Source organism: Tautonia rosea, assembly GCF_012958305.1.
Lineage (GTDB): Bacteria > Planctomycetota > Planctomycetia > Isosphaerales > Isosphaeraceae > Tautonia > Tautonia rosea.
Window position 1 is genome coordinate 12,697 of sequence record NZ_JABBYO010000007.1, and the last position, 21,726, is coordinate 34,422.

Genomic DNA, 21,726 nt, shown 5'->3' on the forward strand with positions numbered 1-21,726 from the left:
AGTTTTCGGTCACTCCTGGACGCCTTCCTTCCGAGCGAGACAGAAGACCCCTCACCCCGACCCTCTCCCCGCGAGCGGGGAGAGGGAGGAAGATCGTGAACCATCTCCCCCGCTTGCACGAGCACGACTCCTTTCTGCCTTCTGTCTCCTGAGCGCAACGAGGCCGAGCCCTGGCTGAACCTAAGGCGCGGTGCCCATCACGGTCCTCAGAGGTCAGAGAGGGCGGCGAAGGCATCGCGCTCGAAGGGGTCGAGGTCGTCGACGGTGAGGCCGAGTTCCAGGGCTCGGGCGAACGAGGCTCGGGCCGCATCGGGATCGCCGGCCTGGTCGAGGACCCGAGCGAGGTGGAAGTGATAGAGGGCGCCGTTGGGCCGCTCGCGGACGACCTCGTCGAGGGTGCTGCGGGCCTCGTCGAGCCGATCGAGCCGCAGCAGGATGACGGCTCGGGTGTCGAGCAGTTCAGGAGCCCGGACGTCGAGGGCCGCCAGCGCGCGGTCGATCAACTCAAGGGCTTCACCGGGCTCCTTGGCATGCTCGCTGAGGGCCCAGGCAAGGTTGTTCAGGTAGACGACGTTGTCCGGTTCGCTCTGGAGCAGCTCGCGGTAGATGCGGATCTCGTCGTCGAAGCGCGTCGGCTCGATCCGGCCCTGGAAGTGGCGGAGCATGGCCAGCACGGCCTTGATGGCGGGCAAGTCGTGGCGTGCGGTGGCCTGTTCGATCAGGTCCGAGGCGCGGCCCATCAACTCCGGATCGGCCTTCGAGCGTTCGACGACGGTTAACACCCCCCGAACGGCCTGAAGCGCGGCGACGGCGTCGTCGGACTGGATGGACGGTTCGGCCAGTTCCAGGGCTTCGGGGTAAAGATCGCGGGTGGCGAACCACTGGGAAGGCATCCAGGCGAGGGTCGGGAACCGCTTGGCCAGGTCGCGGCCGACCCGTTCGGTCGGTTCCAGGGTCGAGTCGCCTAGCTGGACGAGGCGTTGGAAGGTGGCCGCGGCCGAGTCGAGCGCGTTGGGGGCCTCGACCGCCTCGAAGTAGGCGCGTTCCAGCTCCTCGGCCACCGAGCCGGCCTCGGCGCGGGCCTCAACCAGCAGCAGGTCCAGTTCGGTCAATTCTCGGGGTTCGGCCGAAAGGTTCCGGAGGCGGTCGAGCTGTCGACCGGCCTCGTCGAGCTGGCCGGCGCCGATCAAGGCACGGGTGTACAGAGCCACGGCGACGGGGTTCGTGCCGCTGATGGCGGTCACGGCGGCGACCTCGGCGGCCCGCTCGGGCTTGTCCATCTGGAGCAAGAGCCGGGCGAGGGTCTCTCGGGCGGCGGCGGTCATCGCGTCGCTGGCCGGCTGGTCGATGATCAAGGCCTCCAGGCGGCCGACGGCCTCCTCGCGTCGGGAGGCTTCGGGGTGCCGGGCCAGGACGATCGCGCGGGCCATCCGATCTTGCGGGGCCTGGGGATCGGTCAGTGCCGGCTCTGGGCCGAGAGCGTCCCAGGCGGCTTGCCACGAGTCAACATCGGAGCTTCGATCGGCGAGAATCAAGGCCTTGAAGCGCGCGGCCGGCCGCGAGTCGGGTTCGAGGCTCAGCAGGTGCTCGATCCGTTCCAGGGCCTGATCGGAGCGGCCGACGGAGCGATCGAAGCGGGAGGCGAGCAGGAGGGCCAGGGAGTCGTCGGGGCGAGCTTCCAGGGCGGTCGTGTAGGCGGCGTCGGCGGCGTCGAGGTTGCCGATCGCTTCCTGGGCCTGGGCTTCAAGCAGTTCGGGGAAGTCGCTCACAACGAACCGTTTCATGGCGGCAATGGCCTCCTGGGTGGCCTCGGGCTCACCTCGGCCGGCGAGGTAGCGGATCAAGGCGATCCAGGATGGGGCGTCGCGGCGTTCGTTCGCCTGAGCGCGGAGCATTTGCTCGACCTGGGCCGTGCGGCCGAGGCGGTCGTACATGGCCATCCGCCAGGCGGCAAACACGGGGGTGTTGGCCGAGGGGCTCTGGCCGGCGCGTTCAACGTACTCGGCGGCAAGATCGAGCCGGCCGCTGCGGAGGCAGGCCTCGGCGGTCAGCCGGTCGATCTGAGGGTCGAAGCCGGCGGTGGAGGAGAGCCGAGGGAGGCGGTCGATCTCGTCGAGGCGATCGAGCCGAACGAGCAGATCGATCATCGGAGCCAAGGCGCGGCCTTCTCCCTTGTCCCAGGCGGCTCGGAGATCGACCAGCGATTGTTCGAAGAACCCTTCGGGAGGATTCGCCTGAGTGTCCAACTCGCCAAGCTGCCGGTAGGCGAGGCCGCGAAGCAGCAAGGCCGTGGGCAGCTCGGGAGCAAGGCCAGGGTTCGCCTCAGTGCCGTTGCCGAGGATCGGGGCGAGAGTTTCCAGCGCCTTCTGGGTCCGGCCGAGCTTGTCTTCGCCAGGAATCCGGAGCAAGAACTCGGCCAGGCCGAGCCGGTAGGGCAGGCCGGGCTTCTCCTGGTCCTGGGGGCCTCGAAGCTCGCGGAGGGCAGCCTCGGCGCTGGGAATGTCTCCGGTGTCGATCGCCAGTTCAAGCTGAGCCAACAGCGGGATGGCCGATCCCGGCTGGAGCTCTTGCCAGGCGAGATAGGCGGCTCGGCCCTCGTCAAACTGGCCACGCGCAACATGCATGCGGCCGAGGGTCTGGAGCACCTCGGGCCGCTGGTTGGTCGGCAGAGTCGTGGCGGCCTCGCTCAGCAATGCGATGGCCTCGCGTCCCCGGCCAAGCTGCGAGAGAATCTGAGCCTGGGTGATCGTCAGCGCCGGGCGAGTGCCCACCGCGTCGGGGCTCGAGGCGCGTTCGAGGACTGCAAGCGCCTCCTCGAAGCGGTTCTGCCGGACGAGCAGGTCGCTCCAGGTAGTCCAGAAGACGACTTCCTCCGGATGCTCGGCCACGGCCGATTCGAGGCGATCGAGAGCTTCGTCGAGCTGGCCGTCGACCTGAAGGCGCTGGATCTCCAGAAGCGTCAGGGCCGGAGTGTCCGCCATGGCCTCGATCGCCCGGGCGTCGTTCAGGGCGGTTTCGAAGCGGGTCCACGAGCGTCGGTTGGCCGGCAGGGCGGCTTGCTGGGCGAGCAGGTAGCGCAGCTGAGGGACACGCAGCTCCAGCGACTCGGGATTCTCGGCGATGGCATCACGGAGCTCGGCCAGGGCGCGGTCGATTCCCTCGGGAATCAACGCCTGAACCCGTGCCAGGCGGACCTGAGGATTGTCGGGGGCAAGCTCGACGGCGGCGTTCAGATCGTCGAGGGCGGCGGCCCGCTGGCCAAGCCTCTGCTTGCTCTCGGCCCTGGCGATCAATAGATCGGGCTTCAGCGAGGCCATCAGGTCGGGTTCGGCCGCGTTCAGGGCGACGATCGCCTGGTCGTGCTGACCGGCGGCCTGAAGCCACTTGCCCCGGAGATACTCGTAATTCGCCGTGCGGTTCTCGCTGACGACCTCGCCGAAGCGCTTGACGAAGATCCCGGCTCCGTTCAGGTCTCCCGAGTCGATCAGGATGTTGGCCAGTTGCCAGATCAGGTCCACGTCCTGGGTCAACAGAACCGCCTCGCGGAGGCGATCGATCGCCTGGTCGGTGCGTCCTTGCCGCTGGTCGATACTGGCTCGGATCAGCGCAACCTGCGGAAGCCCTTGATGCGATTCGGAAAGCCGATCAAGGAACGATCGGGCCTGAGCCAGCTCATTCCGGGCCAGGGCATCGGAGGCGGCGGTCGTCATCACCAGAAGGAAGTTGCGGGAATTGTCGTCTTCATCGGGAATCAACTCGGCAGCGCGGGTCAGGGCGTTGGAGGCCTTCTCAGGCTGAGAGGAACCGACAAAGTAGTTGTACCGGACCAGCCAGGCATCGACGGAATCGGGCGCATTGCGGACGAGGTCGTCCATCACCGCCTCAGCCTCTGTCGGATCGTTGAGCCGATCCCGGTAAAGCAGGGCGAGCTGTCCGGCGGAGACCGCGTCCGTCGGATCGCGATCGAGGGCGTTTTGATAGGCGTCCATCGCGGGCTGAATGTCCCGATTGGTGCCCGCGACCCCTTCCCGGGCCAGACCGAGCAATCGGTACGACTCCGCGTCGTCGGCCCCGCGTCGAATCAGGTCCTCGACCACGGTTTCAGCGTTTGAATAGAAGCTACCGGCGACGCGATACTCGGCGATGACCGCTCGGCCCCTGGACCGCTCGATGTAGAGCTGGGCCAGCCACTTGCGGTTCTGCTGGCGATCGGAGCCCTCGACGTTTCCCTCCGGATCGAGCCGGAGCAGCCGCTCGTTCTGGCTGATGGCTCCAAGCAGGCGGCCCTCGTCGCCTTGCTCCAGCACGGCCTCGGTCATCAGGCGGGTGTAACGATCGAGCATCTCGACGTCGTCGGGGCGTTTCTTCAAATAGCGTTCGAGGTGGCGCATGGCCATCCGGGGCTTTTCGTTCTCGATGAGCGTCTCCGTCTGCCGGATCAGCTCGGTTCGGACCCGCTCCCGGAAGACCCCGGCGGCGAAAACCCCGCCAATAACGAGCACCAGCACGACCACCGTCGTGCCGATCACGGCCTTGAGATTGACTCGCTGCGTTGTCCGCGATCGTCCCACCTCGATCTCCTTCAACTCGTGGCGTCGTCAAAATGCGGGGGGCTGGGCGTCGAGAGCGAATTTCCCGTCAGATGCCATCGCTCAATTGATCGGTTTCAGGCCGGTTTCGGATCTGGCCCGAGGGGGAGAATTGCACCGTTGCGCGGCAGCCGGTTGGCACCGTGTCTCCCGAACCTCGCTCGCGGCCAACACGCAAAATCCTCGCGAGTGGGCCGCCTCGGCCCAGGATTCGCGACGTCACCATCCCCGTCCTTTACGATCCTAGAGCATTCCCGGGACATTTTCTTTCACCATTTTTCCCGAAGGCCATCAGATTCGTCTCCACGATCGACACCGGAACAACCTCCCAGACCGAGCCGAAACGCCCGAGTCCTCACCCGATCCTCGCCCGCTGGCTCGATTCACCGGCATCGCCTCTGGAAGTCTGGGATGATTGGGTTGATTAGGATGATTCTTTGTGTTCTCGGGGATGGCGGGGTAGAGTGGAGGTGTCGGTCGGAGCGAATGATCGACTCCCGATCGGGACGAACGGAACGACCTCGACCGAGGAGCAAGCATCACGATGATGACAACCTTGACGAGCGTGGCAGTCCTGACGATCCAGTTGACGGTCGGAGGGCTGGGATTGTTCGACTGCTTGAAGAAAGACCGGCATGCGTTCGGGGGGGCAGACTGTTGCCTGCGTTGCGAATCGGAGGTGATCAAGGTTCACAATCTGCTGGAAGTGCTCCAGTATCACGTGAGTGCGTCGCAGCGCGTCGATGCGGCTCGGTCGCTCAGGAGCTATGACTGGCAATGCCACCCGGAGATGGTGCCGGTGCTGGCCGACGTCTTGATCAACGACTGCGAGAAAAAGGTGCGCAAGGCGGTCGCAGAGACCCTGGCAAAGCTCCACCCATGTGACCCGACGGCCCAGGTGGCGCTGGAGCAGGCGGCCATCAGCGATTCGGACTTCTGGACCCGAAGACGGGCACGCAAGGCTCTCGATCGGATCGACCGGGGCTGTGGGTCGGGCTGCTCGGTCTGTGCGCCGATCGCGGTCGTGGGAGAGGTCGTCGGCACTCCCTTGCCGGTCGAGTACGAGGTTGAGATCGAGACGCTGCCGCCGTTGCGGGCTCCTCGGGTTTACGGAGAGGTCCCGTATGATCGGGTCGCACCGCTCTACGAACGTCGGGTGCCCACCTTGCCGCCGGCTGACGTGACGGAACCGTCTCGTTCCGACATCCCCGTCTTGCCCGACCCGAACGCCCGGCCCGAACTGTTGCCCCGGTCCATCGAACCGTTCGAGCTCGAAGCGCCGGTCGAGGTCGCCCCTCCCGACGTCTTGCCGTTGCCGACTCCTCCGTCGGTTTCGCCGTTCGGAGCGTCTCGCGGGGTCGAGGAACCCCCTCGGCCTCCGGCTCGCGCAGCCAGGCCGATCCGCATCTTCACCATCGGCCGACCGCGGTAAGCGATTCCCGATCCCGCGTGAGAACCCGTCGGGCGCTGGGGTCGGTCGAGTCGACCCCAGTGCTCCCTCGCGTCACGAGTGCGACACGCCCCCCTTTGAGCGTCGCAAGGCGTCTCGAAAGGCGTGAATCAGGCGGCTCTGAAAGCGATAGGGGTTCCAGATGACGGCCACGCTGCGCGTCGGCTTTTGCCCCGAGAACGATCGATAGACGCGGCGATCCGTCTGATCAAGCTCGCGAGCCATGGCCGGAATCATCGACACGCCATGCGACAGGGAGACCAGCTCCTGCACCATCGCCAGCTGACTGGTCCGCTCGACGGCGACAGGCTGAAACGACCGCTGGCGACAAAACGACACGATCGTATCGGACAGGCAGTGCGCCTCGTCGAGCAGCACGAAGGGATAGACTTCCACATCTTTGAGCCGGATTTTCTCCTTCTCCACCAACGGATGATCAGGGGGAAGGACCAGTAGCAGTTCTTCCTCGAACAGTTCTTCGAATTCGAGATACCTGGCCGGGACGGGCAAGGCAAGGATGGCCAGATCAATCTCCCCCTGCGTGCAGCTCTTGAGCAAGGCGTCGGTCGTGTGTTCCTGCACAATCAGCGTGGCCTTCGGAAACGCCTTCGAGAACTGCCGAAGCACTCCCGGCAGGAAGTAGGGGGCGATGGTTGGGATCGCTCCCACCCGCACCCGACCGCTTTGACCGTCGTCGGTAATTTCAGCTTTTGTATCTTCGAGAATGGTGAGCACCTGTTGGGCTCGGGCTTGCAGCAGGGTGCCCGCGTCGGTCAGGGAAACGGATCGCGTTTTCCGCTCGAAGACCGGCTGACCGAGTTCCTCCTCCAGCTTCTGAATCGACCGGCTCAACGCCGACTGCGAGATCGACAGATCCTCCGCGGCTCTCGTGAAGTTCTGTCGATCGGCGACGCGGAGGAAATACCTCAACTGATCGAGGTCCATCAATCACCTCAGTGTGCGATGCACCGGGTGCATCGTAAGAAGACGAAGAATGCATTGGGATTATTGGCGCCGCCTCGTCATACTGCAACAGTCGAGGTTTGCGAGCCGATGGGGGCAGCCTCGAACACCTCTCTGCAGCACTCGCTTCGACGGTCGTGCGAATTGTCGGCCGAAAGGAGAACATCTGATGGCGTTGCGAACCCTTTCTTTCTGTTGTGCCGGGGCGTTGCTTGTCACGTCGATCGGCTTTGTCCAGACCCCAGCCGTTCCCCGGAAAGGTGGCGAGCTTCCTGCGGCTGCCGCTACCACCACCCCCAATGCACCCATTGCGACGGTCTTCCAGGTTGAGGAGGCGCAGGGCATCGAAGCCTGCCCGGTGATGGGCAACGTCAACCCTCCTCAGGCCCGGAACACCGCGGCCGGGTCGATGTCAAACGGCGACTGGTGGCCGAACCAGTTGAACCTGGCGATCCTTCATCAGAACTCCCAGAAAAGCAATCCGATGGGAGCGGACTTCAATTATGCGGAGGAATTCCAGAAGCTCGATCTGGAAGCCGTGAAAAACGACCTCCGTGAATTGATGACCACCTCTCAGGACTGGTGGCCAGCCGACTATGGGCACTACGGCCCCCTGTTCATCCGCATGGCCTGGCACAGCGCCGGCACCTATCGCGTTTCCGACGGCCGAGGCGGCGCCGGCTACGGCACCCAGAGGTTCGCCCCCCTGAATAGCTGGCCCGACAACGCCAACCTCGACAAGGCCCGACGGCTCCTCTGGCCGATCAAGCAGAAGTACGGCAACAAAATTTCATGGGCCGACCTGATGGTCCTGACCGGCAACGTCGCGCTCGAATCAATGGGATTCGAAACCTTCGGCTTCGCCGGTGGCCGCGAAGACGTCTGGGAGCCTCAGGAAGATATTTACTGGGGTCCCGAAAGCGAATGGCTCGGCGACAAGCGGTACAGCGGTGACCGCGAGCTGGAAAACCCGCTGGCCGCCGTCCAGATGGGCCTGATCTACGTCAACCCCGAAGGCCCGAACGGCAAGCCTGATCCGATCGCCGCCGCTCGGGACATCCGCGAAACTTTCGGCCGCATGGCCATGAACGACGAGGAAACCGTCGCCCTCATCGCCGGCGGCCACACCTTCGGCAAGGCCCACGGCGCCGCCAGTGCCGACAATGTCGGACCCGCTCCGGAGGGAGCCAGCCTTCAGGAGCAAGGGCTCGGCTGGAAGAACCGCTACAAGAGCGGCAAGGGCGTTGACACCATCACCAGCGGCCTCGAAGGGGCCTGGACCTCCACCCCGACCGAGTGGTCGAACGGCTACTTCGACAACCTCTTCGGCTACGACTGGGAGCTGACCAAGAGCCCCGCCGGTGCCTGGCAGTGGACCCCGAAGGAGGAATCGGCCAAGGACACCGTGCCCGATGCCCACGACCCGACGAAGTCCCACGCCCCGATGATGTTCACCACCGACCTGGCCCTGAAGATGGACCCGGCCTACGGTGAAATCTCGAAGCGTTTCCACGAGAATCCCGAGGAGTTCCGGCTCGCCTTCGCCAAGGCCTGGTACAAGCTCACCCACCGCGACATGGGCCCCGTCTCTCGCCTGCTCGGGCCTGAAGTGGCCGAGCCGCAGATCTGGCAAGACCCGGTCCCGCCGGTTGATCACGCCTTGATCGACGACGAGGACATCGCCGAACTCAAGAACAAGCTGCTTGCCTCCGGTCTGTCGATCTCCGATCTGGCGTCAACCGCCTGGGCCTCGGCCTCCACCTTCCGCGGCAGTGACAAGCGCGGCGGAGCCAACGGCGCCCGCATTCGCCTCGCCCCTCAGAAGGACTGGGCGGTCAACGAACCGGCCAAGCTTGCCAAGGTCCTGGCGACCCTGGAAACCATCCAGAAGGAATTCAACGACGCCCAGACCGACGACACCAAGGTTTCCCTTGCCGACCTGATCGTGCTCGGCGGCTCCGCCGCCATCGAGGAAGCCGCGAAGAAGGCCGGCCACGACATCCAGGTCCCCTTCATCCCCGGCCGCACCGACGCCACCCAGGAAATGACCGAGGTCGAGTCGATCGCCTACCTTGAGCCGAAGTCCGACGGCTTCCGCAACTTCTTCGCCAGGGACATCGACCGGCCCGCCGAGGAACTGCTCGTCGATCGCGCCCAGCTCCTGACGCTGACCGCCCCGGAGATGACCGTCCTCATCGGCGGCATGCGAGCCCTCGCAACCAACTCCGGCAGCGGCCCGCTGGCCGATCTCGGCATCCTCACCGAACGTCCCGGCACCCTGACGAACGACTTCTTCGTCAACCTGCTCGACATGGGGACCGAGTGGCAGGTTTCTCCCATGTGTGAACACTTCTTCGAAGGTCGTGACAGCGCGACCGGCGACGTGAAGTGGACGGCCACCGCGGTCGACCTCGTCTTCGGCTCAAACTCGCAACTGCGGGCCATCGCCGAGGTTTATGCGAGCGAAGGTGGCCAGGAGAAGTTCGTCAACGACTTCGTCGCCGCCTGGACCAAGGTCATGAACCTCGACCGCTTCGACCTCGAACCGAGCCAGCGATCGAAGCCGCAGGTCGTTGCGCTGCAGCAGCAGTGATCCTCGCATCGCATCAGAATCAATCGCTATTCGCACACTTCCAGGACGATGCAACGTCCTGGAAGTGTTTTTGTTTGGAGTAGACCTTCCATCCTCAAATGATGCGTCGCCGCGTTGTCCTGGGTGGCCCCGGTTGGCGAGCAACCGGGGCCACCCAAAGCAAAGGGACACTGCATCTCTTGAGGGTGGAAGCGGTACTACGCGAGAACGGCTGGCGGTAGCGTTTGAGGCCCAGTTTGCCTTACCGCCCGTTAAGCACTCCGGTGCTGATCAGCCCGGGGTCTCTGGAAATCTTCTCGGCGAAGGAGCCGAAGGTCCGCAGGACGGACCGGGCGTCGTTGGCGGCGGCATCGGCCGATCGGAGGACGAGGCGGAGGTCCTCGTAAAGCTGGGGGTCGGACACGAGACGCTGGATGGTCCCCTTCGTGTTTAATCGTCCCTGACCGTCGTGGAGATAGGCGGTCAGAACGCTGATGTCGTAGGCGATCTTGTTGGCGCGGAAGAGGGCCTGGCCGAGGTTCGTGCGGGGGCTGTCCCCGGGGCCGGCCTTCAGCTCGGCGGCGATCGGCTGCAGGTCGGCCAGCAGCACGTCGAGGCGCTCGGAGGCCGAGGCCACGCGGTTGAGCGTCATCTTCACCTGATCTTTCGTGGCGTCGTCGAAGGCCGAGTCGAGCTTCTCGGCGACGCTCCGAATGGTGGCGACCGTTGGCTTGATCTCGGCCTCGTTCTCCTCCAGCACCCGGCCGAGGTCGTTGGCGACCATCTCGATACTGCGGCCGGTGTTGCCCCAGGTGGTGAGGAACTCGTCCAGCGAATCGGCCTTGCCAACGATCGCCGAGAGGTTCGTGGCGGCGGCCTCGATGGCGACCATCGTGCTATCGGCCTGCTCGAAGATCTTGGTGGCGTCGGTCAGCAACAAGAACGGGTCGGTGGCAACGAGTCCGGTAATCCATCGGTCCTCGCGGATCGCCTCGTCGGGCGAGTCGAAGGTCTTCAACGGCTCCGATCCCGTGCCGGAGATCAGGTCGATCGCCACGTCGCCAATCAGGGCCCGGCCGAGCCGGGGGGTGGTCCCTTCTCGGATCATGTAGTTCGGGTCGAGCGAGAGGGTAACGAGGACTCCTTCGGGCTGGTCCGGCTCGGTGAAGGTAAAGGCGAACACCTCCCCCACCCGAACGCCACTTTTCCGCACCGGGATGCCGCGATTGACCCCCGGGGCCTCGGGAAAGTAAACGGTCACGAAATGCCGTTCCTTGATCAGGGCAGGGGCCTCGAACCAGACGATCAGCATCGTCAGGACCATGCCGGCGACAATGACGAACATGCCGATCCGGAATTGCATCACACGTTCGTTCATGGTCGCTCCTCTCGCGCGGGGTGGTGACTCGTGTTGCGTGATCCAAGTATGCCTGGTCAGCGGCTCGGGTGGGGAGTATTCGTGTTGCCGATCCGGATTTCCTTGACTCCCCGAGGCGAATTGCTCAGCCGCGAGCGTTGTTCAACTCGCTCAGGCGTTCGCCGGCCTCGCCCCGAACAAACTGGCGAACGCGGGGGTCGGGGTGGTCCTCCAGGGCGTCGGGGGGGCCATCGTAAAGAATCTGGGGCTCGTCCGGTTTGAGCCGGGCGAGCGGGTAGAGCATGATCACCCGGTCGGCGACCTTGGTGACGGTCTTCATGTCGTGCGTCACCACCACGCCGGTCGTGTGCTTCGTGCGCTGGGTTTGGAGGATCAGCTCGTTGATCACGTCGCTCATGATCGGGTCGAGCCCCGTGGTCGGCTCGTCGTAGAGCATCACCTGCGGATCGAGCGCCAATGCCCGGGCCAGGCCGACGCGCTTGCGTTGACCTCCCGACAGCTCGGCGGGCTTCTTCGGTTCAATCCCGATCGGCAGGCCGACTTCTCGAAGCCGTTCGTGGACGATCCGGCGGAGCATCCGCTCGTCGTACAGCCCGTGCTCTCGGGGGCCGAAGGCGACGTTGTCGTAAATGGTCAGGCTGTCGAACAGGGCGGCCATCTGAAAGAGGAAACCAAATCGGAGTCGCACCTGGTTCAATTCGTAGGAACTCAGGCGGTTCAGGTCCATCCCTTCAAACAACACCGTCCCCTCGGTCGGTCGCATCAGACCGATCATGAGCTTTAACAGGACCGTCTTGCCGCAACCGCTCTCGCCGATGATGCAGAGCGTCTGCCCCTTGGGCACCCGGATCGTTACGTCCCGCAACACCTGCTGATGCCGGAAGGTCATGCCAATCCCTTCCAGCGCGATGACCGGCTCGGCCCCTTCGGTCGAGCCGGCAACGGGGGCCGTGGACGGGCTGGGCGAGGTGTTGCTCATCGGCGTGCGAATCCCCTCGGGTTGCCTCAGACCAGGGTGTCGGCCTCGGGCCAGATCGCGATGTAGAACTTGTTCCAGGTCAGGCCGAGGCAGAAATCGAGAAAGAGGATGGCCACGAACGACGTCACAAACGCCTCGGTCGCCGCCTTGCCCACCCCCTCGGCTCCGGCCGAGCAGTTGAAGCCGCGATGGCAGCTGATCAGGGCGATCGCCGCGCCGAAGAAGTAGCTCTTGAACACCCCGGCGAAAATGTCGATCCCGCCGACGTACGACCTCGAATGCGCCCAGTAATGGTATGAATCAACCCCGAGCATCTGCGTGGCCACGACCGCCCCGCCAATAATCCCCATGAAGTCGGCCATCAGCGTGAGCAAGGGAATCAAGAGCACGCAGGCCAGCAACCTCGGGACGGCCAGATAGGCGATCGGGTTCGCGCCGAGCACGTCGAGCGCGTCGATCTGCTCGGTTACGCGCATCGTGCCCAGCTCGGCGGCCATGGCCGACCCGACCCGACCGGCGAGCATCGTCGCGGCCAGAACCGGCCCTAGCTCCTTGACCAGCGAGATGTTGATCACCGACCCCAGCCGCGTTTCCATCCCCATCGCCGCGAACTGCCGGTGCGCCTGTACGGCCAGCACCATGCCGATGAACATCCCCGTAATCGCCACCACCGGCATGCTCTTGACGCCGATCAGGTAGAAATTCGGCACCAGGGTCCCCCACCTCGGCCGCCGACGGACCATCCACATGAACGTCAGGGCCGAGAAGACCGCGACGTTGCCGATCTCGGCCACCGTGTCGAAGAATTGCTCCCCCAGCTTCTGGACCGGCGAATCCTCCGGGGGACGCGCCGGCGTCGGGAGCTGCTCCGGGGGTGACGAGCCCGCCGGAGTCGTGGACGACGAGGAAGACGTTGGGGCGTCGGCGGTTGTGGCTTCCATGACGCGAGTTCCTGGCCCTCGGCCCGATCGCTGAAGTCGGTCGGTCGGGGTCGGCCGTGGCGGGTGTCCGGGCGAGGGGCTTGCCTCCGTGCGGGGGATGACCGGCGTCCTCAATCGAGCGGCTCGGATGATCCCAACTCCCATTCTCTGCGATCCAGCGCCGTTGGCAAGCCGAAGATCTGGAACAATGGACAACGAGAGGATCGAAGGGGTGTCCTGCCCGGCCAGTCGCCCTTGTGCGATGGGCCGAACTGGGGAATGATCGAATCGAACCGCCGAGGCATCGCCTCTGCATGACTCATCGGACGCCTCGCCGATCGTCGGGAATGGGCCGCGAGCGGGTTTTCCCTCAAGATCCGCCTCCCAAGAGCGAACACGTCAATAACAGGATTGGTTGCGCGTTGCCTGGGCGGAAGGATGAGACTGCGATGGGTATGGACGTCATCCTCAGTGCGATGGTGCTGATCGCCGCCCTTCGGGGCTGGTTCCGAGGGTTCTTCGCGCAGGCGATCCGCATCGGGGGCTTGATCGGAGGCATCTACCTCGCCGCTCCGCTCCGCGACCTGGCCCGGCCGATCGTCGCCGCTCGCCTGACCTCGATGAGCCCCGATTTGCTCGACCGCCTGCTCTGGTGGGTGGCGCTCGTCGTGGCCTTCGTCGTCTTGACCGGGGTGGCCACGGCCATCGTGATGGCCTCTCGGCGTCGGATCGCCCGCGATCGCTCGGCCTCGGGAGTGGCCGGACCGTCGCATCGCGGGGATCAATCGGCCGGCGCTTTGCTCGGCGCGGCCAAGGGAGCAGTTGTCGTGGCCTTTTTGGTCGCGGCCATCCAGCCGTACACGCCCGATTACGTCGCCTCGGGCGGCTGGGTTGGCGAACAGGTTGAAACGTCGTATGTGCTTGCCCTGTCAGCACGTTACGAACCGGCTCGGCGGATCTGGGATGCCGAGCCGGTGCAGGCCCTCGTCTCTCACGTCCGTCAGATGGGGCTCGGGGCCTCAGACGCCGATGCCGATGCTGACTCGGATGACGCGCCAAACGATTCCCGACGCGCCTTTGCCGTTGATTCCTCCGAGCCCGAATCCCAGGCCCGCGCCCCGGCCCGTCGGCCGGCCCCTCTGGCGGTCGAAGCAAAGCCCTCGGCCGACGGGCCAAAGGATTTGCAGAGCGCATTGGACGAGGTCCGCCGCGACCTGGAAAAGCTCGACGCCCTGCGCAACCTCGTCCCTCGCTGAGCTTGACCCCCTCGGCGATCGTCGGCACACTCCCCTGACCGGGCATCCTCGCAGGATGGAGGACCGGGGGGAGAGTTTCCATGCGCGACGGATCGCCCGAGCTCGACCGGCCTCACGTTCGACCCGCCCCGACCTGGATGGCCTACGCCCTTCTGTTCGGGCTCTCCCTCAGCCTCGGCGGGTATCGCTCGCTCGACGGCGATCAGGCGTATCGGCTTCCCTTGCTCCTGCATCAGCAAGACCCCGCCGTCTTCGCCGATGACCCGTTCGTCCGGGCCTTCGATGCCTTCAACCCTCACCGGGGTTATCTCACCCTCCTTGACGGCCCAAGCCGCCTGATCGGCCTCCCTGCCGCCTTGTTCCTGCTTTACGCGCTGACCTACGCAGTGACCTGCCTCGGCGTCCGATCGCTCGCCAGGGCGATCTGGCCCGGTTCGGGAGAGTGGGTCGGCGTCCTTGCCGTCGCCCTCCTCTTGCTCGCCGATGCAGGCAACATCGGCACCAATCACCTGTTCGAGCCGATGCTGCTCGACCGCCTCATCGCCTTCGGCCTGGGATGGGTGGCCCTTGCCCTCTTCCTCCGCGGCTTCCACCTTCGTTCGAACGCCCCCTCACCCGGCCTCCGGCCCCCCTCTCCCCCTGTCCGGGGCAGCGGGATGATCGCATTGGCCATCGCCGGGCTGATTGGCCTGGCGGGTCTCGTCCATCCTGCGCTTGGGATGCAACTGGGGATGCTCCTCGCCGCCGGCTGGCTGCTGGGTCTGATCGTGCCGGGGCGATTGGCGATGGACCGGCGCTCGTCGGCCCTCGGCCTGACCGCCCTTGCCGTGGCCCTGCTGCCGACGGTGCTGATCCAGGCCCCGCAAAAGGCGGCCCTGTTTGCGGGGCTCGACCCGGAAACCTTCCGCGTGCTGAGCTTCACCGTCCAGGGTCCGCAGCACATGCTGCCGCACCTCTGGCGGCCGATGCAGTGGCTCGCCTGGTTTGGCTATGTGGCCCTGGCGGGCGTCACGCTCTGCGATCTCGGGCGGCCGTTTTCCGTGGCTCGAAACCGGGCGGCGGCGCTGATCGGAATTCTCCTTCTTGCCCTGGCGGCGGCCTGGGTGGCGATCGAGGTGATTGGCGACCCCCGAGTCACCATCTTCCAGCCCTTCCGGATGGCGACCGTCGTTCGGGGGCTTTGCCTCGTGGTCATCGCCGAACGGGTCCGTTCGCTCGCCGTCCGCGGTGATTTCGCGGGCATCGTCCGCGCCGCGTTGCTCGTTTCGGGCCTCGGGAGCGACGGGGCGATGGTCCTTGCCGTCGCCACCGAGCTGACCTGGACCCTCGGTGATCACATTCGATTCCCTCGCCTCGCCCTTTCCTGTGCCCTGGCGATCCTCGCCGGGGGCATGGCCTACCTGTTCCGCCACGACCCCGACGCGGGATATGTTCCTGTGTTGCTCGGAATCGGCGGCGCGATCCTCGTCGGAGCCTGGCGTCTTCGAATCAGACACGTGCCCGCCTGGACCCTTGGCCGGGCAATCCGTGTGACGGTCCTCTCCTTTGCCGTGCCCGTGCTGGCCGTCCTCGCTTCGATCCTGCCCGCCGACGGCCCCGCCTGGCTACAAACCGCTCGCGAGGCCCTCATCAGCCGATGCCGGTTCGCCGAAACTCCGACCGACGACGTGGAACGCCTGGCCCTCTGGGCTCGATCGCACACCCCTCCCGACGCCCGCTTCATCGGCCCTCCGGGGCCAAAAACCTTCCGCCTCTGGTCGCGACGCGAGGTCGCCTTCAACCGCGCCGCCAGCCCCTACGACGGCCGCGGACTGGCCGACTGGGCCTCCCGATTCGCCGATCACGTCGGTTTCAACGGCGATGTCGCCTCCTTCGCCCGCGCTTACCTAACCGATCGCCACGCCCTCGAACGCCGCTACCAGGAGATGCCCGACGCCGACCGCGCCGCCCTCGCCCGACGCCAGGGAGCCGATTACGTCCTGGCCGCCGCTCCCGGTGCCGACGATGCAGAAGATCGGTCCCTGGAGCTGCTCCGGGTCGATGGCCGTTACGCGATCTATCGAGTACGCTCCGTCGAGGATGTCCACGGTCGACCGGAGCCCGGTCGTCTTGCGACCGGCGGCGTGATCCGCGATTGAGGAGGACTCGGCCGTGGGCTACGCATTCACCTGTCTCGTCGCCCCGATCCCGGTGGAAAGGCTGCAAGAGGAGCTCTCGCGAATTCCCTTCGCCGAGGGCGTGGACGTGATCCGGATTTCACTGAACCGGTCGATGGCCGTTGCCGGGAATCGGATCTCCGCCGAGACGCTCGATTGGGTGAGTCGGGCCGCGCGCGCGCTTTCTCAGAAGGTGGGGCCCATCGTCGCCATGCGGTGGGACGACCGCGTCGGCGATCGGGCGGCCGATCTCCTTGAGAACGGGCTGGTCGTCCATTCGTTCGGGCCAGACGACGAGGACGAGGAATCCGACGACGAAGACGAAGAATCCCTGGCGAATGCGATCGACCTGGCCCTTGCGCAGGCTGGGTTCGACGACTTGGGTGGGGCGGCCGGGGTCGTCTCGTTCGCCTGCCTCGCACGGCCGTTCGGCCGCCTTGAGTCTCGTCCTCAAGATTGATCCCGTAGCCCCGGCTGGGCGGAGTCTGAGTCGGAGACTAGAATGATGGCCCGGATGTGACGATTGATTTGTCCGGCCCCGAGTTCCCCCCCATGACCCTCCCCGCCCCCGGCGACCTGGCCATCCGCGTCCAGAACCTCCGCAAGGTCTATCCCGCTCGCACCGGCCCCGTGGTCGCGGTCGATGGGCTGGATCTGGAGGTCCTCTCCGGCGAATGCTTCGGCCTGCTCGGACCCAACGGCGCGGGCAAAACCACCACGGTCGAGATCCTTGAAGGCCTGAACGACGCCACCAGCGGCGAGGTCGAGGTCCTCGGCCGCCGCTGGGAGACCGATGCCGACGCCATCCGCGACCGCATCGGCGTGACGCTTCAGGAAACGCGCTTTCCCGAAAAGATGACCGTCCGCGAACTGCTCCAGCTCTTTCAAAGCTTCTACCGCTCCGGTCCCGATCCCGATGCCCTCATGCCGCTCGTCTCGCTGGAGGCCAAGGCCGACGCCTACGTCGAGACCCTCTCCGGCGGCCAGCAGCGCCGGCTTGCCGTCGCCCTGGCCCTGGTCGGCGATCCCGAACTCCTTTTCTTCGACGAGCCGACGACCGGCCTCGACCCCCAGGCCCGCCGCCAGCTCTGGGACGTGATCCGCAGCCTCCGCCACCGAGGCCGAACCATCGTCCTCACCACCCACTACATGGACGAGGCCGAACGCCTCTGCGACCGGATCGCCATCGTTGACCACGGCAAGGTCATCGCCCTCGGCACGCCCGACGAGTTGATCGCCCGGCTCGGCGGCGAGCATATCATCGAGTTCAGCCTCGGCGGCGACGGCCCCGCCTTGCTTCCCGAAGCCTTCGCCGACCTCCCCAGCGTCGCCACCTCCCGGACCGAAGGGGACGCCTTCGCCCTCGCCGTCCACGAGCCCCACGCCGCCATCCCGGCCCTGCTCGATCGCCTCGAAGCCCAGGGACGCCCCTTGCTCCGCCTCACCACCCGCCGCGTCAGCCTCGAAGACGTCTTCGTCGCCCTCACCGGCCGCCACCTCCGCGAAGACGGCATCGAACCCAACGGCGAGGCCTCCCCCACCGGCCGAGGCCGCCGACGCCGGTCGAGGGCGGGGTAATGTGCGATCCTTTGAACATGCCTGGTACCGCTTCCAATGAAATAGGGTGGGTTTCTCCCGGGTGGCCCCGGTTGCTCGTCAACCGGGGTCGCGGAGCGACGAGCGGTTTCGGTGCGGCCCCCCGTCCCCTCGTGCGGCTGCGCCGCCCCGGTTGGCGAGCAACCGGGGCCACTTACAACGCATCCTTCGAGGGTGGGAGCTGGACTGGCACGATTGCCGCGATCATCGTGAGCCTGTTCTTGCCGGGCGAGTGCCAATCAGGCGATGACTTCCCCGATGACCTGAGACAGTGGATCGCCACTGAGCCTCCCCAACTCGAATCCGAACGCTGGTGGGCGGCTGAAAATAACTTCGAGTATGAATGGGTCGTCTCGCTCCGCGACGGCCAGCCTCGGGTCGATCGGCGCGACGTGAGGAGCGAGGAGATGGACCCGCTCCCCTTCGTCATCGAGCCGGGTTCCTCTCGCGAAGGGCTCGCGGGCCGGAGGTATGCGATCAGGGTGATCGACGGCTGGCTGGTCGGTTTCAACGGCGGGGAGTTCGGTGCAGGGCTCTGGTGGTTCTCGCCCGACGGGAGCCAGCGAGTGAAGCTCGGGGAAGCCTGGATCAACGGCTTCCTCCGGACCGAAACCGGCATCTGGGCCATCGAGGGTCTGGCCCACGGAGCCGATGACTCGGGTCAGCTTCTCCGGATGGTGCACGCCCCCGGCGGCCGTTGGCAGGCCGAACGATCCCTCGACCTGGGCCAAGCCCCCGAAGTCCTCGCAGAGGACGCCGACGGCCGGTTCATCGTCGCGACATCCGAGCGGCTGATCCGGGTCGATCCCGCCGCCAAGACCATCACAACCTTGATCGAAGAGGTTTTCTGGCAAGGACTTTACCCCAATTCCATGGTCGTCACCCCAGCCGGGACGATCTTCATCGGGATGCGGCATGGCGTGGCGAAGATCGAGCCGGGGAACGACGGCCATGCCCGGCTCCATTGGCTCTTGCCGAATCAATCATTCGTGGACTTGAAGCCAGTGGAAGGGTTCAAGTAAGGAATCGTTGCCCCGACCCATTCCCAGTCTGGCCTTTCAGACCGCACAATCACCCTGGACGAATACCCTTCTCATGCCCCGCTCCTCCTCCCTCTGGCAACTGTATCTGGCCCGGCTCCGCGAGTTCTACCGCCAGCCGGCGCGGATCTTCTGGGTCTACGGCTTCCCGATCGTCCTGGCCGTGGTGCTCGGCCTGGCGTTCAACTCGGGAGCGCCCGAGGTGGTCGTCGTCGACGTGGTCGATACTGGCGAGGCCCGGACGATCTTCGGCCTCGTCGCCTCGGCCGTCGATCCGGAAGACGGGCGGGTCGGCGTCGCCCTCAATCTCGTCGGGCCGGAGGAGGCCGACCTGCGGCTCCAACGCGGCCAGACCCCCCTCGTCGTCGAGCCGACCGGACCGAACGCGGTGAGCTACCGCTACGATCCCACCCGGCCCGAAGCGCTCGCTGCCCGGGCCGCGTTCGATGACGCCTATCAACGGGCCCTCGGTCGCGAAGACGTGGCCGAAACCACCAACGCCATCATCGACGAACCCGGATCACGTTATATCGACTTCCTCATCCCCGGATTGATCGGCGTCAACGCCATGGGCGGCGGCCTCTGGGGAATCGGCTTCTTGCTCGTCAACTTCCGCATCGGCAAGCTGCTCAAGCGGTTCCAGGCCACGCCGATGCCCCGCCGCAATTTCCTCCTGGCGATCCTCGGCGCCCGGATCACCTTCCTCATCCCGGATCTGGCCATCCTCCTGACGCTCGGCGTCGTCGGCTTCGGCATGCCGATCCGGGGGAATCTTGGCCTGGTGATCTTGATGGACGTGGTCGGCGCGCTCGCGTTCGCCGGAATCGGCCTTCTGGTCGCCAGCCGGGCGCAAACCACCGAAACCGTCAGCGGCCTGATGAACCTCGTGATGATCCCGATGTGGCTCTTCTCGGGGGTCTTCTTCTCCTACGAACGCTTCCCCGAGGCCATGCTCCCGTTCATCAAGGCCCTGCCGCTCACGCAACTGGTCGACGGCCTACGGCGCGTGATCCTCGAAGGGGCGGGCCTGGTGGACGTCGGCTCGAACCTCCTTGTCCTCGCTACCTGGGCGGTTGTCACCTTCGTCATCGCCCTGCGGATCTTCCGCTGGAACTGAATCGGGCGCCGGTTCCGGTTTCGGATCGGGCGCCGGTTCCGATTCGAATCGAATGACCGGGTGAAGGAAGACTTCCAGGAAATCCCCCCAAAAACCCGCAGGACCGGGAGCATCGGGCATCGGGGGAACGTCTTCCTCATCTACGAGCTGCACGAAGAACGACGCCTTGGCCAGCAGCTCCACGTCGAGGAACCGCGACGACGATTGCGGCGGCAACACCTCCAGCGCCTCCCTGCGGTGCAGGCGACACGGCGAGTGCACGTCTCGCAACGGGATCGCAAACAGAAACGCCCACGGTCGGCAGGCCAACCACCGCACCACCCGACCCAGAAACGATCGCCGACGCCGGCCAAGCACATGATCGGCGTGGTCGATCGCCTTGAGCAACGGGTTCAAATGAGCCTCGGTCCACGGCTCCATCGCCGTGGTCACCAGCACAAGCGGCAGATCCGCCCCCTGCAGCGCCCGTTTCAGCCGGACGGCCCGCGACTCGTACTTGTACGGCTCGACGATGATCCGCAACGGCCGCCCCCGGCCGCTGAGCAACTGGCGCAACCGCTCCGCGACCGCCTCGGCCTTCGCCTCGTCCTCGGTCAGCACGATGGCCCAGATCCCGGCCGTCTTCGGCACCGGGGCCCGCACGGCATGCGCGTCGAGCGGGTGCAGCGGTTCCTCCAGGCTCGTGCCCGAGGCGGCAAGCACGTCGGCTTCGGCCAGGTTCGGCGAGGGTTCGGGCGTCGGGGGAGGCGCGGCCAAGGGGTCAGGCTCCCGCGCTGGAGGCACCGACCGGCGACCCGGTCGCGATCGGTTCCAGGCCGTCCCGGAAGCGCCGGACCGCCTCGGCGAAGCCGGTCACAAGGCGTTGAGCAATCGGCCCCGGCGTGCCGTCGCCGATCGTTGCGTCGTCGATCCGGGTCACGGGAACGATCTCCAGGGTCGTGCCGCTGAGCATCACCTCGTCGGCCCGGGTCAGGTCGTCGAAGCGAATCGTCGCCTCGGCAAATGGAATGCCGAGCGACTCGGCCAGCTTCAGGATGAACCCCCGGCTCGTCCCCGGCAAGATCCCTGGCCCTTCCGGCGTCCCTTCCAGCCGACCGTCCCGCACCCAGAGCAACGACGAATGCGTCGCCTCCGTCACGATCCCGTCCCGATCCACCAGCACCGCCTCGATGCAACCCCCCTGGTGCGCCGCCTCGTTGGCCAGTACGTTGCCGAGCAGGTTGACCGACTTCACGTCGCAGCGCTTCCACCGCAGGTCGGGATAACTGACCACGGGGACGCCCGTTTGCCGACGCTCGGCGGTGCTCGAGTCGTCATACGGCCCGACGATGATCAGCTCCGTCGGCGGGGTCCCCGGCTCCGGGAATCGATGACGACGCGGGGCAACCCCCCGGCTGATCTGAATGTATACCGTCCCTTCCTCGATCCCGCTCGCGGCAATGGTCCGATGAATCCGTCCGGTCAACGCCTCGAAATCGACCCCTTCGATCCTCATCTCGTTCAGGCTGCGCGTCAGGCGGGCGACGTGCTCGGCCTCCAGCCACATCCGGCCGCTGTACAGCCGCATCACTTCATAAATGGCGTCGCCGAACAGGAAACCGCGGTCCCAGACCGGGATCTTGGCCTCGGAGGCAGGCATCTGCTCACCGTTGAGGCAGGCCAGAGGCTCAATGGACGACATGGTCGGACTCTCGTTGGCAGGCATCAGAG

General features: G+C 65.9%; 15 protein-coding genes. 8 read left to right on the forward strand and 7 right to left on the reverse strand.

The genetic code is table 11. The features are described 5' to 3' along the window. Positions 1-206 precede the first annotated feature (206 nt). The gene (locus HG800_RS28245; protein WP_169977180.1) at positions 207-4,571 is read right to left on the reverse strand and encodes a tetratricopeptide repeat protein; all 4,365 of its coding nucleotides are present in this window, start codon (positions 4,569-4,571) and stop codon (positions 207-209) included. A gap of 562 nt (positions 4,572-5,133) precedes the next feature. On the opposite strand from HG800_RS28245, the gene HG800_RS13570 reads away from it, so the two are divergent. Beyond that, positions 5,134-6,021, forward strand: coding sequence for a HEAT repeat domain-containing protein (locus HG800_RS13570; RefSeq protein WP_169977181.1), 888 nt, complete (start codon positions 5,134-5,136; stop codon positions 6,019-6,021). Positions 6,022-6,093: 72 nt separating this feature from the next. Here HG800_RS13570 and HG800_RS13575 read toward each other — a convergent pair whose 3' ends face one another. After that, a complete protein-coding gene (locus tag HG800_RS13575) occupies positions 6,094-6,984 on the reverse strand; it encodes a LysR family transcriptional regulator (RefSeq protein WP_169977182.1) in 891 nt (296 codons plus the stop codon). A gap of 379 nt (positions 6,985-7,363) precedes the next feature. Here HG800_RS13575 and katG point away from each other — a divergent pair, with 379 nt between their 5' ends. Next, positions 7,364-9,595: a catalase/peroxidase HPI gene (gene katG, locus HG800_RS13580; protein WP_169977441.1), complete on the forward strand. Its 2,232-nt coding sequence runs from the start codon at positions 7,364-7,366 to the stop codon at positions 9,593-9,595. A gap of 241 nt (positions 9,596-9,836) precedes the next feature. Here katG and HG800_RS13585 read toward each other — a convergent pair whose 3' ends face one another. The 3 genes from HG800_RS13585 to HG800_RS13595 all read right to left on the reverse strand — a co-directional run bounded on the left by HG800_RS13585 (position 9,837) and on the right by HG800_RS13595 (position 12,872). After that, positions 9,837-10,952, reverse strand: coding sequence for an MlaD family protein (locus HG800_RS13585; protein WP_169977183.1), 1,116 nt, complete (start codon positions 10,950-10,952; stop codon positions 9,837-9,839). 124 nt (positions 10,953-11,076) lie between these two features. After that, a complete protein-coding gene (locus HG800_RS13590) occupies positions 11,077-11,931 on the reverse strand; it encodes an ABC transporter ATP-binding protein (protein WP_169977184.1) in 855 nt (284 codons plus the stop codon). Positions 11,932-11,957: 26 nt separating this feature from the next. Further along, entirely contained in the window at positions 11,958-12,872 is a 915-nt protein-coding gene (locus HG800_RS13595) for an MlaE family ABC transporter permease (protein WP_169977185.1), read from the reverse strand. 428 nt (positions 12,873-13,300) lie between these two features. Between HG800_RS13595 and HG800_RS13600 the strand changes: the two genes are divergently transcribed. The 6 genes from HG800_RS13600 to HG800_RS13625 all read left to right on the forward strand — a co-directional run bounded on the left by HG800_RS13600 (position 13,301) and on the right by HG800_RS13625 (position 20,016). After that, positions 13,301-14,107: a CvpA family protein gene (locus HG800_RS13600; protein ID WP_169977186.1), complete on the forward strand. Its 807-nt coding sequence runs from the start codon at positions 13,301-13,303 to the stop codon at positions 14,105-14,107. 80 nt (positions 14,108-14,187) lie between these two features. Beyond that, positions 14,188-16,245: a DUF6798 domain-containing protein gene (locus HG800_RS13605; protein ID WP_169977187.1), complete on the forward strand. Its 2,058-nt coding sequence runs from the start codon at positions 14,188-14,190 to the stop codon at positions 16,243-16,245. Between the two features lie 13 nt (positions 16,246-16,258). Beyond that, positions 16,259-16,723, forward strand: a complete 465-nt coding sequence (locus HG800_RS13610; protein ID WP_169977188.1) for a hypothetical protein — start codon at positions 16,259-16,261, stop codon at positions 16,721-16,723. Positions 16,724-16,815: 92 nt separating this feature from the next. After that, positions 16,816-17,841, forward strand: a complete 1,026-nt coding sequence (locus HG800_RS13615) for an ABC transporter ATP-binding protein (RefSeq protein WP_169977189.1) — start codon at positions 16,816-16,818, stop codon at positions 17,839-17,841. 131 nt (positions 17,842-17,972) lie between these two features. Then, positions 17,973-18,881, forward strand: coding sequence for a hypothetical protein (locus HG800_RS13620; protein WP_169977190.1), 909 nt, complete (start codon positions 17,973-17,975; stop codon positions 18,879-18,881). Between the two features lie 73 nt (positions 18,882-18,954). Next, complete coding sequence (locus HG800_RS13625; protein ID WP_169977191.1) at positions 18,955-20,016, forward strand: ABC transporter permease; 1,062 nt, start codon at positions 18,955-18,957, stop codon at positions 20,014-20,016. On the opposite strand, the gene HG800_RS13630 is transcribed toward HG800_RS13625, so the two are convergent. Together HG800_RS13630 and HG800_RS13635 are read right to left on the reverse strand one after the other, a co-directional pair. After that, positions 19,897-20,772, reverse strand: a complete 876-nt coding sequence (locus HG800_RS13630; protein WP_169977192.1) for a hypothetical protein — start codon at positions 20,770-20,772, stop codon at positions 19,897-19,899. The genes HG800_RS13625 and HG800_RS13630 overlap by 120 nt on opposite strands. Before the next feature lie 4 nt (positions 20,773-20,776). Further along, the gene (locus HG800_RS13635; RefSeq protein ID WP_206352267.1) at positions 20,777-21,697 is read right to left on the reverse strand and encodes an aminotransferase class IV; all 921 of its coding nucleotides are present in this window, start codon (positions 21,695-21,697) and stop codon (positions 20,777-20,779) included. Between the last annotated feature and the right edge of the window lie 29 nt (positions 21,698-21,726).

Bases quoted from the DNA above. Each gene is read 5' to 3' on its own strand.
- HG800_RS13570 (WP_169977181.1), top strand. From the start codon at position 5,134: ATGATGACAACCTTGACGAGCGTGGCAGTCCTGACGATCCAGTTGACG.
- HG800_RS13575 (WP_169977182.1), bottom strand. From the start codon at position 6,984: ATGGACCTCGATCAGTTGAGGTATTTCCTCCGCGTCGCCGATCGACAG.
- katG (WP_169977441.1), top strand. From the start codon at position 7,364: ATGGGCAACGTCAACCCTCCTCAGGCCCGGAACACCGCGGCCGGGTCG.
- HG800_RS13585 (WP_169977183.1), bottom strand. From the start codon at position 10,952: ATGAACGAACGTGTGATGCAATTCCGGATCGGCATGTTCGTCATTGTC.
- HG800_RS13590 (WP_169977184.1), bottom strand. From the start codon at position 11,931: ATGAGCAACACCTCGCCCAGCCCGTCCACGGCCCCCGTTGCCGGCTCG.
- HG800_RS13595 (WP_169977185.1), bottom strand. From the start codon at position 12,872: ATGGAAGCCACAACCGCCGACGCCCCAACGTCTTCCTCGTCGTCCACG.
- HG800_RS13600 (WP_169977186.1), top strand. From the start codon at position 13,301: ATGGGTATGGACGTCATCCTCAGTGCGATGGTGCTGATCGCCGCCCTT.
- HG800_RS13605 (WP_169977187.1), top strand. From the start codon at position 14,188: ATGCGCGACGGATCGCCCGAGCTCGACCGGCCTCACGTTCGACCCGCC.
- HG800_RS13615 (WP_169977189.1), top strand. From the start codon at position 16,816: ATGACCCTCCCCGCCCCCGGCGACCTGGCCATCCGCGTCCAGAACCTC.
- HG800_RS13625 (WP_169977191.1), top strand. From the start codon at position 18,955: ATGCCCCGCTCCTCCTCCCTCTGGCAACTGTATCTGGCCCGGCTCCGC.
- HG800_RS13635 (WP_206352267.1), bottom strand. From the start codon at position 21,697: ATGTCGTCCATTGAGCCTCTGGCCTGCCTCAACGGTGAGCAGATGCCT.